This window comes from Nocardioides sp. LHG3406-4 (assembly GCF_049897745.1).
GTDB lineage: Bacteria > Actinomycetota > Actinomycetes > Propionibacteriales > Nocardioidaceae > Nocardioides.
This window is the reverse complement of the sequence record NZ_JAFCWV010000001.1, coordinates 127226-142502: the sequence shown is the minus strand read 5'-3', so window position 1 is coordinate 142502 and position 15277 is coordinate 127226. Positions and strand designations below refer to the sequence as shown.

The window sequence follows — 15277 nt, the reverse complement described above, 5'->3', positions numbered from 1 at the left end:
CTCAGCGGACTTCGAGCTGCAGGATGGTGACGTCGAGGTGGTGCGACTCGACGTCCACGACGCCCGGCTGGTCGATCGTCAGCTCCAGCTTGGTCGTGCCCGCGTCGTACTCCAGCTCCTGCTCGGGCGTCGAGTGGACGTGGATCTCGCCGGGGGCGTCGGCGGTGACGTTCAGGGTGAGCGGTTCGCCGGCCTCGACCTCGATGCGCTCGCCGTTGGGCTCGACCGAGTCGCCGGAGAAGGTGATGTCGACCGAGGACGTGGGGTGCGACGACGGGTGCGCGGCCGGCTCCTTGTCGTCGGCGCAGCCGGCCAGGGTCGTGACGGCCAGACACAGCCCCATCAGGATCATCGTCGTACGACGCATGCTCGGGTAGCTCCTCTTGTTGTCGATGTGGTCCCCGGCGGGCCGGGCTCACGTGCTTCACTGCCTCCGTCTGCCAGAATCGCATGAGGCGGCAAACCACCCGACGGCGGCCGGAGAGGGGCACGATGAGCGAGCGGCTGCGGCCTCGGGACCTGGCCTTCCTGGCCGCCGAATCGCCCACGACGCCCATGCACAACGCCACGCTCGAGATCTTCGACCCCGGCGAGAGCGGGTTCGACTACCGCCGCCTGGTCGCGCTGATCGGCGACCGGATCGCGTTCGTGCCGCGCTACCGCCAGCGACTGCAGTCGGTGCCGGGCAGACTGGCCAACCCGGTCTGGGCGGACGACCCGGACTTCGATCTCGCCTACCACGTCCGCAGGTCCGCGCTCCCGCGGCCCGGCACCCTCGACCAGCTGCGCGAGCTGACCGCGCGGATCATCTCGCGCCCACTCGACCGGCAACGGCCGCTCTGGGAGGTCTACTTCTTCGAGGGGCTCGACGGCGGCCGGGTGGCGGTGCTGTCCAAGTCTCACCAGATCCTGGTGGACGGCGTCAGCACCGTCGACCTCGGACAGGTGCTGCTCGACGACTCCCCGGACGCCAAGACGCTGGGCCAGGACGAGTGGCAGGCCCGCTCCCGCCCGACACGGGCCTCACTGGTGAGCGACGCCGTCGCCGAGTCGGTGCAGGACCCGATCACGATCGTGAACACCGTGCGCAGCAACGTCGGCTTCGCGCTGCGCACCGCCGAGCAGGCGCTCAACCGCGTGGGCGCCGTCGCCGGCGCCCTCTCCAACCGGCGCCCGGTGCCGGAGTCCCCGGTCAACGGCGTGCTGTCCCAGCAGCGCCGCTTCGTCGCGGTGACCACCGACCTCAAGGACTACCAGCGCATCCGCCGCGTCCACGGGGGCACCGTCAACGACGTCATCCTGGCCACCGTCACGGGTGCCCTGCGTGGCTGGCTGATGACCCGGACCGAGTCGATGGGCGGGGTGCGGAAGCTCAAGGCGATGGTGCCGATGTCGGTAATCGACGACGAGCTCGAGGCCACGTCGCTGGGCACTCAGATCGCCGGCCACGAGGTCACCCTGCCGATCGGCGAGCCCAGCCCGGTGGTGCGCCTGCACCAGGTCAGCTACGCCTTCCACAACCACGGCGAGACCGGCCGCGCCGTCGGCGCCCAGCGCCTGGCGGGCATCGCCGGGTTCGCACCGACGACGTTCCACGCTCTCGGCTCGCGGGTCGCCGCCCAGGAGCTGCGCCGGGGCTTCCATCTCTCGGTCACCAACGTGCCCGGCCCGCAGTTCCCCCTGTACGCCGCCGGCGCCCGGATGCTCGAGAGCTACCCCGTCCACCCGTTGCTCCCGGGCCACGCCCTCGCGATCGGCGTCACGTCGTACGACGGGCGCGTCTTCTACGGCATCACCGTCGACCGCGACCTGCTGCCCGACGCCGACGTGCTCGGTCAGTGTGTCGTCGAGGCGCTCGACGAGCTGCTCGACTCCGCCAGCCCCGCCCGCCCGCGGGCACCACGCGGTCGCAAGAAGACCGCTCCGCCGACCACGAAGGGCACTACATGAGCGCCCGCGTCTACGTCGCCGCCACCGTGGACCTGCTCGGCGACTGGCACAGCACCGGGACCGTGCCGGCATCGGCGGACCGCGTGGTGGCGGCCGGCGACGACGAGGAGTCCGAGTACGCCGCGCTGATGACCGCGGCCGACCTCTCCCAGCAGCTGCTCCACGGACCGGGCCGCCGGTGCGTGCTCGTCGCCGAGACGAGCGGCGAGGGCGACATCGCCTGGCGCGACGTGGTGGCCGTGCACGTCGACACCGAGGACGACGCCGATCCCGACGACGACCTCGCGTGGTTCGCCTCCCAGGAGATCCCGCTCCTGCTCTGATCGCGTCCGCTGGTGGAAGGTGGCTGAGGCACCGCCGACGTCCGGCTGAAGGTGGCTGGCTCACCGTCGCCGGGGCGGTGGGTCAGCCACAGTCCGTGGTCGGTTGAAGGTGGCTGAGGCACCGCCGACGTCCGGCTGAAGCTGGCTGGCTGGTGGGCATGCCCGCCGCCTCGGCTCCGACCGCACCGGTCGCCCCGGTCGCTACGCTCGCAGGCATGGACGCAGTCACCACGCCCCCGGCTCCTGTCAACGAGCCGAACCTCACCTACGCCCCCGGCAGCGCCGAACGGGACGCCCTGGTCGCGGAGCTGGACCGGATGGAGCGCAAGCAGCACACGCTGCGCGCCCACATCAACGGCCGTAGGCGCAACGGCGGCGGTGCCGAGATCAAGGTCGTGCAGCCGCACGACCACCAGCACGTCCTCGGGACGATGAGGAACTCCACGACCAAGGACGCCGAGGCGGCCATCAAGGCAGCGAAGGCCGCCGCCCTGCCGTGGCAGCGGATGCCGTTCGACGAGAAGTGCGCCATCATCCTCAAGGCGGCCGACCTGCTGGCCGGTCCGTGGCGCCAGCGCCTCAACGCCGCCACCATGCTGGGTCAGTCGAAGACCGCCTTCCAGGCCGAGATCGACGCCGCGTGCGAGCTGATCGACTTCTGGCGCTTCAACGTCCACTACGCGAAGCAGATCCACCACGACCAGCCGATCGCCAACAGCCCGGGCATCTGGAACCGCACCGACCACCGGCCGCTCGAGGGCTTCGTCTACGCCATCACGCCCTTCAACTTCACCGCGATCGCCGGCAACCTGCCCACCGCGCCGGCACTGATGGGCAACACCGTCATCTGGAAGCCGTCGCCCACGCAGCAGCTGGCGGCCAGCCTCACGATGGAGCTCCTCGACGAGGCCGGCATGCCGCCCGGCGTCATCAACATGCTCCCCGGCGACGGACTCGACGTCTCGAAGGTCGCCCTGGCCCATCCCGACCTGGCCGGCATCCACTTCACCGGGTCGACGCCGACCTTCCACCGGCTGTGGCGCACCGTCGGAGAGAACATCGACCGCTACCGCGGCTACCCGCGCATCGTCGGCGAGACCGGTGGCAAGGACTTCATCGTCGCCCACCCCAGCGCCGACCCCGACGTCCTCCGGGTCGCGATGATCCGTGGCGCGTTCGAGTACCAGGGCCAGAAGTGCTCGGCCGCCTCCCGGGCGTACGTCGCCCGCTCGGTGTGGGACCGGATGAAGGACCGGTTCCTCTCCGACGTCGAGAACCTCACCATGGGCGACGTCACCGACCTGTCCAACTTCATGGGCGCGGTCATCGACGAGCGAGCCTTCGCCAAGCACAAGAAGGCGCTCGCGCGGGTGAGCCGCAACAAGCACCTCACCCTGCTGGCGGGTGGCCAGACCGACGACTCGATCGGCTACTTCGTCCGGCCGACCGTGATCACCTCCACCGACCCGACAGACCAGATGTTCTCCGACGAGTACTTCGGTCCGATCCTGGCCGTGCACGTATACGACGACGACCGTTTCGAGCAGGTCGTGGCGCAGATGGAGAGCTTCGCGCCGTACGCCCTGACCGGCGCGATCATCGCCCAGGACCGTACGGCGATCGCCTGGGCCCGCCGCGAGCTGCGCTTCGCCGCCGGCAACTTCTACATCAACGACAAGCCGACCGGTGCGGTCGTCGGGCAGCAGCCCTTCGGCGGCGGTCGCGCGTCGGGCACCAACGACAAGGCCGGTGCCGCGGTCAACCTGATGCGCTGGAGCAGCCCGCGGTCGATCAAGGAGACGTTCGTCCCGCCGACCGACCATCACTACCCGCACATGGGCTGAGCTCGTGTGCTCGTCCTCCCCGACGACGCCGAGGGGTGGTGCTGACGGGTCTGCGGGCCGGTGGGGGACGATGTCACCGTGACCGCCATGCATCTGGGTGCCCTGCACCCGTTCGAGCAGCTGCTGACGCTGTTGCTGGCCTTCGGCCCGTTCGTGGTGCTCGGCGTCGTGGTGTGGCTGCGCCGCCGGCACGACCGGGTCGCCGATCAGGAGAGGTAGTCGCGACCGACCCTGTTCTCGGCCTTGAGCGCCTTGAGCAGCAGGTCGGAGACGAAACCCTCCATCTTTCCGCCGACCAGCGGGACGCCGACCTTGATCGTCATGTCGACGGTCTGGGTGGTGACGCCGCCGGCCTCCGCCAGCCGGATGGTCCCGGCGATGTCGCCCGGCTTGCCTGGGATGGCGATCGTCATGCTCGCCTGGTCCGCGGTCGACCAGTCCTCCTGCTGCACGATCTCGATCTCGTCGCCCACGAGCCTCGTGGCGAACGACGGCAGTCCCGTGGCTGCCTGCACCTGGTCGATCCGCACGCGCTTGCCCTCCCCGGCGGGCTCGACCGTGACGCTGCGGCGCAGCACGCGCTGGGCGTCGCAGACCGCCTCGCGGAAGGCCGGATCCGCGAGCATCGCGGCCACCGCGGCCAGCGGTGCGTCGTAGGTGAGCAGGTGCGTCAGCCGTGTGGTCATGGCCGACATCATGGCCCATACCCCCTTGGGTGCCACCCGTGTTGTGTGGGCTACGACACGCGTCCTAGGGTCGCCCTGTGCCCACCACGCTCGAGGACGACAAGGCAGCACTGATCGAGAAGGCGGCTGACGTCGCCCGAGGCAGCAAGGGCACGGGCGGGCCGCCGCACGAGTCCGTCGGGTCCTTGCTCAATGCCTACTACCGGCACGTGGCTCCCGAGGACGTGGTCGACCGCAGCCCCACCGACCTGTACGGCGCGCTGGCCAGCCACTACAAGCTCGCCGAGACCCGCCCGCAGGGCCGCGCCGTCGTGCGGGTGAGCACGCCCGGCCTCGCGGAGTCCGGATGGTCGGCGGGTGGCCACTCGGTGGTCGAGATCGTCACCGACGACATGCCCTTCCTCGTCGACTCCGTGACCATGGAGCTGGACCGGCTCCTGCGCAACGTGCATGCCGTCATCCACCCGCAGTTCGAGGCCCTGCGCGACATCACCGGGCTCCTCGAGGGAGTCCACGCGGTCGAGGAGGGCGAGGTCGCTCCGGATGACCAGGCGATCGCCGAGTCGTGGATGCACGTCGAGATCGACCGCATCACCGATGAGGAGGACGTCGCCGAGATCGAGGAGTCGCTGCGCAGGGTCCTCCAGGACGTCCGCGAGTCGGTCGAGGACTGGGGGAAGATGCAGGCCCAGATCAAGGCCATCGTCGACGAGCTCACCGAGACCCCTCCCCGCCTGGCCGCCGAGGAGCTGCGCCAGGGCCGCGAGCTGCTGGCCTGGCTGGCCGCCGACCACTTCACCTTCCTCGGCTACCGCGAGTACAAGCTCGAGGACGACGGCGACGACGTCCTGCTGCGCGCCGTTCCCGGCACCGGCCTGGGCATCCTGCGCGCCGACCAGGACATGTCGACATCCTTCGGCAAGCTGCCCGCCCTGGCCAAGGCGAAGGCCCGCGAGCAGACCCTGCTCGTGCTGGCCAAGGCCAACTCGCGCGCGACCGTGCACCGTTCGGCGTACCTCGACTACGTGGGCATCAAGAAGTTCGACGACAACGGCGAGGTCGTCGGGGAGCGTCGCTTCCTCGGGCTGTTCTCCAGCGGTGCCTACACCGAGTCGCTGACCCGCATCCCGCTGCTGCGCGAGAAGGCCGCAGAGGTGCAGCGCGTCGCGGGCTTCGACCCGCGCAGCCACGCCGGCAAGGCGCTGATGGACACCCTCGAGAACTACCCGCGCGACGAGCTGTTCCACACGCCCGTCGAGGAGCTCGCGCCGATCGCCGAGAATGTGATGTACGCCGGGGAGCGCCGGCAGCTGCGCGCGTTCGTCCGCCGCGACACCTACGGCCGCTACGTCTCCGTGCTCGTCTACCTGCCCCGCGACCGCTACAACACCGGCGTGCGCGAGCGCTTCGCCGAGATCCTCAAGGAGCGTCTCGGCGGTGACTCCGTGGAGTTCACCGCCCGGGTCAACGAGTCGTCGACGGCACGCGTGCACTTCGTCGTGCACCCGCCCCAGGGCGGCCACATCGGCGACATCGACACCGACGACATCGAGCGCCGCCTCGCGGACGCGTCGCGATCGTGGCGAGACGACTTCACCACCGCGGTGGTGGGGGAGTACGGCGACGAGCGGGGCTCGCGCCTCGGCCGCGCCTACCTCGACTCGTTCCCCGAGGCCTACAAGGAGGACTTCACCGCCCGCACGGGGTCGGCAGACCTCGGCCGGCTCGAGGCGATCGAGGGCGAGGAGGGCATCGATCTCGCGCTCTACGCGCACGTGGACGCGGGCCGCGGCGAGGCCCGGCTCAAGGTGTTCCGCATCGGGCCGCCGCTCTCCCTCTCGCAGGTGCTGCCGATGCTCTCGTCGATGGGCGTCGAGGTCGTCGACGAGCGGCCCTACCGTCTCGACGACCTGCGCCGCGAGACCTACATCTACGAGTTCGGGCTGCGCTACGGCCGTGAGCTGCCCGAGCCGGCGCGGAAGCTGTTCGTCGACGCGCTGCGTGCGGTCTGGGACGGCTACAACGAGACCGACGGCTTCAACGCGCTGGTCCTCGCCGCCGGGCTGACCTGGCGTCAGGCCACCGTGCTCCGGGCCTACGCGAAGTACATGCGGCAGGGCAACTCGCCGTTCGCGCTGGACTACATCCAGGACGCGCTGCTCGGCAACGTCGACATCACCCGGCTGCTGGTGCAGCTGTTCGAGGCGCGCTTCGACCCCGGCAAGGACCACCTCCCCGCCGACGCCGAGGCCAGGGTCGCCCTGGTGGACGCACTTCAGGAGAAGCTCGCCAAGGCGCTCGACGACGTCGTCAGCCTCGACCAGGACCGCATCCTGCGCTCCTACCTCACCCACATCAACGCGACGTTGCGCACCAACTACTTCCAGCAGGCCACCGGCGGGGGCGTGCACGACTACATGTCGTTCAAGCTCGAGCCGTCGGCGATCCCCGACCTGCCCGAGCCGCGGCCGAAGTACGAGATCTTCGTCTACAGCCCGCGCGTGGAGGGCGTGCACCTGCGCTTCGGCGCGGTCGCGCGAGGCGGCCTGCGCTGGTCGGACCGGCGCGACGACTTCCGCACCGAGGTCCTCGGCCTGGTCAAGGCCCAGATGGTGAAGAACACCGTGATCGTGCCGGTCGGCGCCAAGGGCGGGTTCTTCGCCAAGCAGCTGCCCGACGCGTCCGACCGCGATGCCTGGCTCGCCGAGGGAGTCGCCTCCTACAAGACCTTCATCTGCGGCCTGCTCGACGTCACCGACAACCGCGTCGACGGCGAGACGGTGCCGCCCGCGGGCGTCGTACGCCACGACGGCGACGACTCCTACCTCGTCGTCGCCGCCGACAAGGGCACCGCGACCTTCTCCGACATCGCCAACGGCGTCGCCCACGACTACGGCTTCTGGCTGGGCGACGCCTTCGCCTCCGGTGGCTCGGTCGGCTACGACCACAAGGCCATGGGCATCACCGCCCGCGGCGCGTGGGTGTCGGTGCAGCAGCACTTCCGCGAGCGTGGCATCGACTGCCAGGCCGAGGACTTCACGGCCGTCGGCATCGGAGACATGTCGGGCGACGTCTTCGGCAACGGCATGCTCTGCTCGGAGCACACCCGGTTGGTGGCGGCCTTCGACCACCGCGACATCTTCCTCGACCCCGACCCGGATCCCGCCACGACGTACGTCGAGCGCAAGCGCCTCTTCGACCTGCCCCGGTCGAGCTGGCAGGACTACGACAAGTCCCTGATCTCTCCGGGCGGCGGCGTCTTCAGCAGGAGCCTGAAGTCGATCCCGCTCAACGACGCCGTGCGGACCGCCCTCGGCATCGACGGCGACGTGCTGAGCATGACACCGGCCGACCTGATGAAGGCGATCCTGCTGGCGCCGGTCGACCTGCTCTGGAACGGAGGCATCGGCACCTACGTCAAGGCCTCCGACGAGACCCACGCCGACGCCGGCGACAAGGCCAACGACGCGATCCGCGTCGACGGCGGTCAGCTGCGTGCGCAGTGCGTCGGCGAGGGCGGCAACCTCGGCCTCACCCAGCTCGGTCGCGTCGAGTACGCCCGGTTCGGGCGGGGCGGTGAGGGCGGCCGGATGAACACCGACTTCATCGACAACTCCGCCGGCGTCGACACCTCCGACCACGAGGTGAACATCAAGATCCTGCTCGACAAGGTGGTCACCGACGGAGACCTCACCGGCAAGCAGCGCAACACCCTGCTGGCCGAGATGACCGACGAGGTGGCCGACCTGGTCCTGCGCGACAACTACGAGCAGAACGTCGCGCTCGCCAACGCGGCAGCCAACGCGGCGGGGCTCCTGCACGTGCACGAGGACTGGATGAAGGCGCTCGAGCGTCGCGGTGTGCTCAACCGCGAGCTCGAGGGGCTGCCGACGACCCGGGAGGTACGCCGCCGCCTCGAGCAGGGCGACGCGCTGTCCGTGCCCGAGCTCTCCGTGCTCCTCGCCTGGACCAAGATCGTGCTCGCCGAGGACCTGCTGGCCTCCGACCTGCCCGACGACCCCTTCCTGCGGGCCGACCTCTTCGCCTACTTCCCGTCCAAGATGCGGCAGGGCTACCGCGCCCCGATGCTCGACCACCCGCTGCGCCGGGAGATCATCGTGACGCAGGTCGTCAACGACCTGGTCAACGGCGCGGGCATGACCTTCTGGCCGCGACTCGCCGGTGAGACCGGCGCCTCCGCGGCCGACCTGGCCCGCGCCAACTTCGTGGGCCGCGAGATCTTCGGCTCGCTCCAGCTGCGCGACGACCTCAAGTCCTACGACAACGTGCTGCCGGCCTCGGTGCAGACCCGGATGCGGATCGAGATGCGCACCCTCGTCGAGCGCGCCTCGCGGTGGCTCGTCAACAACCGGCGGCCTCCCCTCGACAGCGAGGCCACCGTCGACTTCTTCGAGGTGCCGGTGCAGAAGGTGATGGCCGAGCTGCCCGACCTGATGAGCGGTCGCGAGCTCGGGGCGTTCATCGAGCGCCGTGACGCACTGGTGGCCGACGGGGTGCCGGAGGAGCTGGCCACGCGGGTGGCCGTGCTGCCGCCGTCGTACGCCCTGCTCAACGTCATCGAGACGGCCGAACGGGAGGGCATCGACGCGGCAGAGGTGGCGCGCGTGCACTTCGCGCTGGGCGAGCGCCTCGGCCTCCCGGGCCTGGTGAGCCGCATCATCAGCCTGCCGCGAGACGATCGCTGGCAGACGATGGCACGGGCCGCCCTGCGCGACGACCTGTACGCCGTGCACGCCCAGCTGACCGCCCAGGTGCTCGACAAGACCTCCGACGAGGAGTCCGCGCCGGCACGGGTCGCCACGTGGGAGGACACCGAGCCCGATCTGGTCGGTCGGTCCGCCGCCACGCTCGAGGAGATCTGCTCCGACGACAACCCCGACCTGGCGAGGATGTCTGTGGGGCTGCGCGTCGTACGGGCACTGCTCGCAGCCGGCTGAGGCCACGTCGCTAACCTCTGGGGCATGGGAGCCATCGAGGTCAATGACCTCGCCAAGGCCTACGGGGAGCTCAGAGCAGTCAACGGGGTGAGTTTCGAGGTCGCCGAAGGAGAGTTCTTCGGCATCCTCGGACCTAACGGTGCAGGCAAGACCACCACCTTGGAGATGATCGAGGGCCTCCGGAAGCCCGACGCGGGGACCGTCACGGTGCTGGGGGAGAAGCCCTGGCCGCGCAACCCACGGCTGCTGCCGCGGATGGGGGTGCAGCTCCAGGCGTCGTCGTTCTTCGAACGGCTCTCGGCCCGCGAGCAGATCCACACGTTCGCCGCGCTGTACGGCGTCGCGCCGAAGCGCGGAGACGAGTGGCTCGAACGCGTGGGACTGGAGGACAAGGTCGACACTCGCGTCGAAGACCTCTCGGGCGGCCAGATGCAGCGGCTGTCCATCGCATGCGCCCTCGTGCACGACCCCGACGTCGTGTTCCTCGACGAGCCGACCGCCGCGCTCGACCCGCAGGCCCGGCGCAACCTGTGGGACCTGCTCGCCGGGCTCAACGACTCGGGGCGCACCGTCGTGCTCACCACGCACTACATGGACGAGGCGGAGGTGCTCTGTGACCGGGTCGCGATCATGGACCGCGGCCAGGTGCTGAAGCTCGACACCCCGCGCCAGCTGATCCGCTCGCTGGACGCGCCCACCCGGATCACCGTCGCCGCCGGCCAGCTCGAGCAGTCGGAGGCCGAGGCGATGGCCGGGATCGAGAAGGTGCACCTCGACACCGACGGGCTCGTGCTCACGACGCGCCAGCCGGCCGTCGTGCTCACGAAGCTTGCCGACAACGGCCACCTCGACGGGGTCGCGGTGGCCTCGGGGACCCTCGAGGACGTCTTCCTCGACGTCACCGGACGGGAGTACAGGGCATGAGGTCGAGTGCGTTCCTGGCCCTGGCCACGGCCATCATCAAGGGCTTCCTGCGCGACCGGGCCTCGGTGTTCTTCGCGATCATCTTCCCGCTGATGTTCCTGGTGCTCTTCGGCGGCATCTTCAGCGACCAGAGCCAGTCGAAGGTCGAGCTGATCGAGGTGGGCAACGTCAGCCTGATCGACGACCTGCCGAAGGAGGCGAAGCAGGCGTTCGAGGACACCTTCGAGATCGAGCACGAGGACGACCTCGAGGCGGCGATCCGGACCGTGCGCAAGGGCGACGCCGACGTCGCCGTGCAGATGGACGGCGAGACCCTGGTCGCGCACTACACCCAGACCGACCAGGTGAAGGCCGGCATCACCCAGGGCACGCTGCGGTCGTTCGTCGACGGCAGCAACGTCGCGGTGTCGGGGCAACCGCCCACCTACTCGTTCGAGTCGCAGCCGGTCGAGGACGACTCGCTGAAGACCATCCAGTTCGTGACGCCCGGTCTGCTGGGCTGGGCGATCGCGATGAGCGCGTCCTTCGGCGCGGCCGCGACCCTCAACGGCTGGCGCAACTCCAAGCTGCTGCGGCGACTGCAGCTGTCCCCGGTCTCGACGACCACGGTGGTGGCCGCCCGGGTCGTGGTGACCATCGGCGTCGCGCTGGTGCAGATGGCGATCTTCCTCGGGCTCGGGGTGGCGGCCTTCGGGCTCCAGCTGACCGGTGCGTGGCCGGCGGCCATCCCGCTGCTGGTCGTGGGCACGCTGTGCTTCATGGCGATCGGCCTGCTGGCCGGCGCGGTGGCGAAGTCGACCGAGGGTGCGGTCAACATGGCCAACTTCATCGTGCTGCCGATGTCGTTCCTGAGCGGGTCGTTCTTCCCGCTCGAGGGGTCCCCGGGATGGTTGCAGGCGGTCTCGAAGTGCCTGCCCCTGCGGTGGCTCAACGACGGCATGCTCGACGTCATGGTGCGGGGGGAGCCGGCTACGGCGATCGCCCTGCCACTCGCCGTACTCGCCGGCTTCGCGATCGTGGTGACCCTCGTGGCCGCCCGGGTCTTCCGCTGGGAGACCACCTGAGGCCGGTCTGCCTCCCTTGACCCGACCGGGCACGACGGCGGCCGCGGCTCGACGGAGCCACGACCGCCCTTGTGATCGGGGGCGTGATCGGGACCGTCAGTGCAGCTCGACCGGCTCCTCGGGGGCCACCGCCGGAAGCGCGCGGGAGGCGAGCCAGGCCACCACCATGAGCAGCGCGACCAGCCCGAGCGTCACCTGGAAGGCCGGTGCGAAGATGTCCGCGGGCAGCCGCGACGTGGAGCTGTCGGCGATCTCGAAGAACACCGTGCCGAGCACCGCGACGCCGATCGCGTTGGCCAGCTGACCGGTGGTGTTGAACAGGCCGGAGGCGGAGCCGGCGTGCTCGACCGGCACGTCGGCCACGGTGAACATGCCGATCGGGGCCACCATCAGGCCGAAGCCTGCTCCGGTCACCACGAAGCCCGGGATGAACGCCCAGAACGTGGTGTCCGGGGTGGCGACCTGCACCGTGATGGCCAGCACGACCGCGCCCGCAGCCAGCACGAGCGCTCCGATCTGGAGCACCCGGCGGCCGATCCTCGGCGCCAGCACGACCACGCCGAAACCGGCCATGGCGGCCGTCGTCACGGCGAACGGGATGCCGGTCAGCCCGGCCTTCAGCACCGACCAGCCGAGCCCCGCCTGCAAGTAGATGGTCTGGGCCAGGAAGTAGGCGCCCATCGACACGAACAGCAGCATCAGCACGGCCGAGCCACCCGCGAACGAGCGCTCGCGGTAGAGGCTCAGCGCGACCAGCGGCTCGCGACCCTCCCGCTCGGCGCGACGCTGGCTGGAGACGAAGCGGGCGAGCAGCACGCCGCCGGCGACGATCAGGGCGAAGACCCAGGCGGGCCAGCCCTGCTCGCGGCCCATGGTGAGGGGGTAGAGCACGGCGAGCAGGCCGCCGGCCAGCATGAGCACGCCCAGCGGGTCGAGGTTGGGCCGGGCGGCCGAGCGCGACTCGGGGATGAAGCGGAGCGCGGCGTACAGCGCACCGATGCCGACCGGGACGTTCACCAGGAAGATCGCGCGCCAACCGGTGCCGGCGATGTCGGCCTCCGTGAGCACGGCGCCCAGCACAGGCCCGGCGACGGTGGCGATACCGGCCAGGCCGGTGAACGCACCCATGGCCTTCGCGCGCTCCTCGGGGGCGTACATCACCTGGATGTTGGACATCACCTGCGGGATCATCGCCGCTGCGCCGAGGCCCTGCAGGGCCCGGAAGGCGACGAGCGTCTCGGGGTTGGGAGCGAGCCCGCACGCCGCCGACATCGCGATGAACGCGACCAGCCCGCCGACGAACAGCCGCTTGCGGCCGAACGCATCGCCGAGCCGGGATCCCGTGATCAGTGCCACCGCGAAGGCGAGCGGGTAGGCCGCGACCATCCACTGCAGCTGCGACCCGCTGGCCCCCATGTCCGCCTCGATGCTGGGCAGCGAGACGTTGACGATGGTGGTGTCGATCAGCTCCATGGTGGAGGCGAGCAGGAGGCTGATCAGCGCGGCGCTCCGGGCCCTGCCGCTGATCGGTGCCTCCGCGACGACGGCGTCCTCGGGCTGCTGCGGCACTTCGACGGTGGTGCTCATGTGTGCTCCTCGGGTGGTGGCTTCCTGTGGTTCTCACGCTAGGGAGGCAAGCGGTCACTTTCTGTCCGGTATGTCTGGCAATCTGGGGTCATGGCCAACACCAGCTCTCGCACGCTGCGTCTGCTGACGCTGCTCCAGACGCACCGCTTCTGGGCCGGCGCCGAGCTCGCCGGACGACTCGAAGTCTCCGAGCGCACCCTGCGCCGCGACATCGAACGGCTCCGCGATCTCGGCTATCCGGTGCACTCGAGCCGCGGCGTCGAGGGCGGCTACCAGCTGGGCCGGGGTGGCTCCATGCCGCCGCTGGTCGTCGACGAGGACGAGGCGATCGCGATGGTCGTCGCCCTCGGGAGTACGGCGAGCGGCATGGGCGGCTCCTTGTCGGAGGCTGCCCTCTCGGCACTGTCGAAGGTCGTCCAGGTGCTCCCGACCCGGCTCCGCCGGCGCGCCGAGGCGCTGCGCGCCGCCACCGTCGACTCGCCGTTCTCGCAGGCGCCCGAGGTCGAGGCCGGGGTGCTGAGCAGCGTCGCCCAGGCGGTCCGCGACCAGGAACGGCTGCGGTTCCACTACACCGCCAAGGGAGGCAGCGCCCCCGGCGAGGCCCTGCGCCGGCACGTCGAGCCGCATCGTCTCGTCACCGTCGGACGCAAGTGGTACCTGCTCGGCTACGACCTCGACCGACAGGACTGGCGGTCCTTCCGGATGGACCGGCTGCGCGATCCCGAGGGCACCCGGGCCATCTTCCGGCCCCGCGACATCCCGGGCGGCGACGCCGCGGCGTACGTGAGGAAGGGGCTCTCTCGCGGGGAGACCATGCGCCTGGTCGTGACGGTGGCGGCGCCGGAGTCGCACGTGACGCCGCGCATCGGGCCCTGGGCGACGATCGTGGCATCGGACGAGACCTCGTGCCGCCTGGAGATCGAGGCCAACGACGCGCGCTGGGCGGCGTTCGGCCTCGCCATGCTCGAGGCGCCGGTGACGATCGAGTCCGCGCCGGCCGCGGTGGTCGAGACCCTCGAGGAGTGGTCGTCCCGGCTCACCGCGGCCGCCGCGAGCGCGCCGGCCTGACGGCTTTCACCCGAGCAGGTGCCGCGTGACGACCGGTGCCACGACCTTGGCCTTGATCATGTGCGTCTGGCCGGGCAGCGTCTCGAGCCGGGCATCGGGCACGGCGGCCGCGATGGCGGCCTGCGAGTTCCTCATGTACGCCGGTGACTTGCCGCCGGCGATCACCAGCGTGGGCGTCGTGCTGCCGGCGTACACGCCGTCTGGCAGCGGTCGGCCCTGCTGGTGCTCCAGCACGATGGCGTAGTCGTGGGGCAGGGTGTGCGCCGCGCCGGTGAGCTTCTTCCACACCGGCAGGAGGCGCATCAGCGCCAGCATCGGGCCCGGAACCCCGACGGTCCGCATGAAGAGCCGCACGGCGTCACCGGGACGGCCACCCTCGACCAGGGCCCGGCTGCGCTCGCCGAGGTCGGGGTCGTGGGGGACGTGGGTGTCGTCGACGATGAACGGCGCCTCGTAGGCGACCAGCCGCTCGATGGGCAGGCCGGCCGCGGCGCCGGCCAGGGCCAGGGCGGCTCCGGACGAGGCGCTGAAGACGTGTGCCGAGCCACCGGCGGCGCCGATGACGGCGGCGAGGTCCTCGATCTCGCGCTGCGGTGAGTACGCCGTCGCGCCGGGGTCGCTCTCGCCGCGCCCGCGGCGGTCGTAGGTGTGCACGCTGAAGTCGCCGGCGAGCGCCGAGGCCAGGCCCCGGGCCGGCCCCATCGAGCGCTGGCACAGCGCGCCGTCGACGATCACGAGCGCCGGGCCTGTGCCGGTGACGTCGTAGGCGATGCGGGTGCCGTCGGTCGAGACGGAGTGCCGGGTCTCGGAAGTCGTGCTCACGGTCGTCTCCCTGCGGGCGGTGGTGGTGGACATGTCTGCTCCCTGGTCTCG

At 70.6% G+C, this 15277-nt stretch carries 12 protein-coding genes; 8 read left to right on the top strand and 4 right to left on the bottom strand.

The window, feature by feature from the left end:
- Window position 1: 1 nt before the first annotated feature.
- Window positions 2-367, bottom strand: a complete 366-nt coding sequence (locus ACP7BP_RS00635) for a hypothetical protein (protein WP_426241507.1) — start codon at window positions 365-367, stop codon at window positions 2-4.
- Between the two features lie 125 nt (window positions 368-492).
- Here ACP7BP_RS00635 and ACP7BP_RS00630 point away from each other — a divergent pair, with 125 nt between their 5' ends.
- The 4 genes from ACP7BP_RS00630 (at window position 493) to ACP7BP_RS00615 (ending at window position 4336) form a co-directional block, all read left to right on the top strand.
- Window positions 493-1950, top strand: coding sequence for a WS/DGAT/MGAT family O-acyltransferase (locus ACP7BP_RS00630; RefSeq protein WP_426241506.1), 1458 nt, complete (start codon window positions 493-495; stop codon window positions 1948-1950).
- On the top strand, window positions 1947-2273 hold the full coding sequence (locus ACP7BP_RS00625) for a DUF6912 family protein (RefSeq protein WP_426241504.1): 327 nt from the start codon (window positions 1947-1949) through the stop codon (window positions 2271-2273). Before ACP7BP_RS00630 ends, ACP7BP_RS00625 begins: the two co-directional genes overlap by 4 nt.
- Window positions 2274-2488: 215 nt before the next feature.
- Window positions 2489-4117: an L-glutamate gamma-semialdehyde dehydrogenase gene (gene pruA / locus ACP7BP_RS00620; RefSeq protein ID WP_426241502.1), complete on the top strand. Its 1629-nt coding sequence runs from the start codon at window positions 2489-2491 to the stop codon at window positions 4115-4117.
- A 78-nt stretch (window positions 4118-4195) separates the two neighbouring features.
- The gene (locus ACP7BP_RS00615; RefSeq protein WP_426241501.1) at window positions 4196-4336 is read left to right on the top strand and encodes a hypothetical protein; all 141 of its coding nucleotides are present in this window, start codon (window positions 4196-4198) and stop codon (window positions 4334-4336) included.
- Here the strand turns inward: ACP7BP_RS00615 and ACP7BP_RS00610 are convergent.
- Window positions 4324-4803, bottom strand: coding sequence for a DUF2505 domain-containing protein (locus ACP7BP_RS00610; protein ID WP_426241499.1), 480 nt, complete (start codon window positions 4801-4803; stop codon window positions 4324-4326). The genes ACP7BP_RS00615 and ACP7BP_RS00610 overlap by 13 nt on opposite strands.
- 77 nt (window positions 4804-4880) lie before the next feature.
- Between ACP7BP_RS00610 and ACP7BP_RS00605 the strand changes: the two genes are divergently transcribed.
- The 3 genes from ACP7BP_RS00605 to ACP7BP_RS00595 are packed head-to-tail and all read left to right on the top strand — an operon-like array spanning window position 4881 to window position 11749.
- Complete coding sequence (locus ACP7BP_RS00605; RefSeq protein WP_426241497.1) at window positions 4881-9761, top strand: NAD-glutamate dehydrogenase; 4881 nt, start codon at window positions 4881-4883, stop codon at window positions 9759-9761.
- Window positions 9762-9785: 24 nt separating this feature from the next.
- The gene (locus tag ACP7BP_RS00600; RefSeq protein WP_426241496.1) at window positions 9786-10685 is read left to right on the top strand and encodes an ABC transporter ATP-binding protein; all 900 of its coding nucleotides are present in this window, start codon (window positions 9786-9788) and stop codon (window positions 10683-10685) included.
- Window positions 10682-11749 carry an ABC transporter permease gene (locus tag ACP7BP_RS00595; protein WP_426241494.1) on the top strand — a complete coding sequence of 356 codons (1068 nt, stop codon included), beginning with the start codon at window positions 10682-10684 and terminating at the stop codon, window positions 11747-11749. Before ACP7BP_RS00600 ends, ACP7BP_RS00595 begins: the two co-directional genes overlap by 4 nt.
- A gap of 96 nt (window positions 11750-11845) precedes the next feature.
- On the opposite strand, the gene ACP7BP_RS00590 is transcribed toward ACP7BP_RS00595, so the two are convergent.
- Window positions 11846-13336 carry a DHA2 family efflux MFS transporter permease subunit gene (locus ACP7BP_RS00590; RefSeq protein WP_426241492.1) on the bottom strand — a complete coding sequence of 497 codons (1491 nt, stop codon included), beginning with the start codon at window positions 13334-13336 and terminating at the stop codon, window positions 11846-11848.
- A 90-nt stretch (window positions 13337-13426) separates the two neighbouring features.
- On the opposite strand from ACP7BP_RS00590, the gene ACP7BP_RS00585 reads away from it, so the two are divergent.
- On the top strand, window positions 13427-14404 hold the full coding sequence (locus ACP7BP_RS00585) for a helix-turn-helix transcriptional regulator (RefSeq protein WP_426241490.1): 978 nt from the start codon (window positions 13427-13429) through the stop codon (window positions 14402-14404).
- A 6-nt stretch (window positions 14405-14410) separates the two neighbouring features.
- Here the strand turns inward: ACP7BP_RS00585 and ACP7BP_RS00580 are convergent, their stop codons facing one another.
- Complete coding sequence (locus ACP7BP_RS00580; protein WP_426241488.1) at window positions 14411-15226, bottom strand: alpha/beta fold hydrolase; 816 nt, start codon at window positions 15224-15226, stop codon at window positions 14411-14413.
- Between the last annotated feature and the right edge of the window lie 51 nt (window positions 15227-15277).

What these genes read in the sequence shown, in the direction of transcription:
- ACP7BP_RS00635 (WP_426241507.1), bottom strand. Translation starts at nt 367, where the DNA reads ATGCGTCGTACGACGATGATCCTGATGGGGCTGTGTCTGGCCGTCACG.
- ACP7BP_RS00630 (WP_426241506.1), top strand. Translation starts at nt 493, where the DNA reads ATGAGCGAGCGGCTGCGGCCTCGGGACCTGGCCTTCCTGGCCGCCGAA.
- ACP7BP_RS00625 (WP_426241504.1), top strand. Translation starts at nt 1,947, where the DNA reads ATGAGCGCCCGCGTCTACGTCGCCGCCACCGTGGACCTGCTCGGCGAC.
- pruA (WP_426241502.1), top strand. Translation starts at nt 2,489, where the DNA reads ATGGACGCAGTCACCACGCCCCCGGCTCCTGTCAACGAGCCGAACCTC.
- ACP7BP_RS00610 (WP_426241499.1), bottom strand. Translation starts at nt 4,803, where the DNA reads ATGACCACACGGCTGACGCACCTGCTCACCTACGACGCACCGCTGGCC.
- ACP7BP_RS00600 (WP_426241496.1), top strand. Translation starts at nt 9,786, where the DNA reads ATGGGAGCCATCGAGGTCAATGACCTCGCCAAGGCCTACGGGGAGCTC.
- ACP7BP_RS00595 (WP_426241494.1), top strand. Translation starts at nt 10,682, where the DNA reads ATGAGGTCGAGTGCGTTCCTGGCCCTGGCCACGGCCATCATCAAGGGC.
- ACP7BP_RS00590 (WP_426241492.1), bottom strand. Translation starts at nt 13,336, where the DNA reads ATGAGCACCACCGTCGAAGTGCCGCAGCAGCCCGAGGACGCCGTCGTC.
- ACP7BP_RS00585 (WP_426241490.1), top strand. Translation starts at nt 13,427, where the DNA reads ATGGCCAACACCAGCTCTCGCACGCTGCGTCTGCTGACGCTGCTCCAG.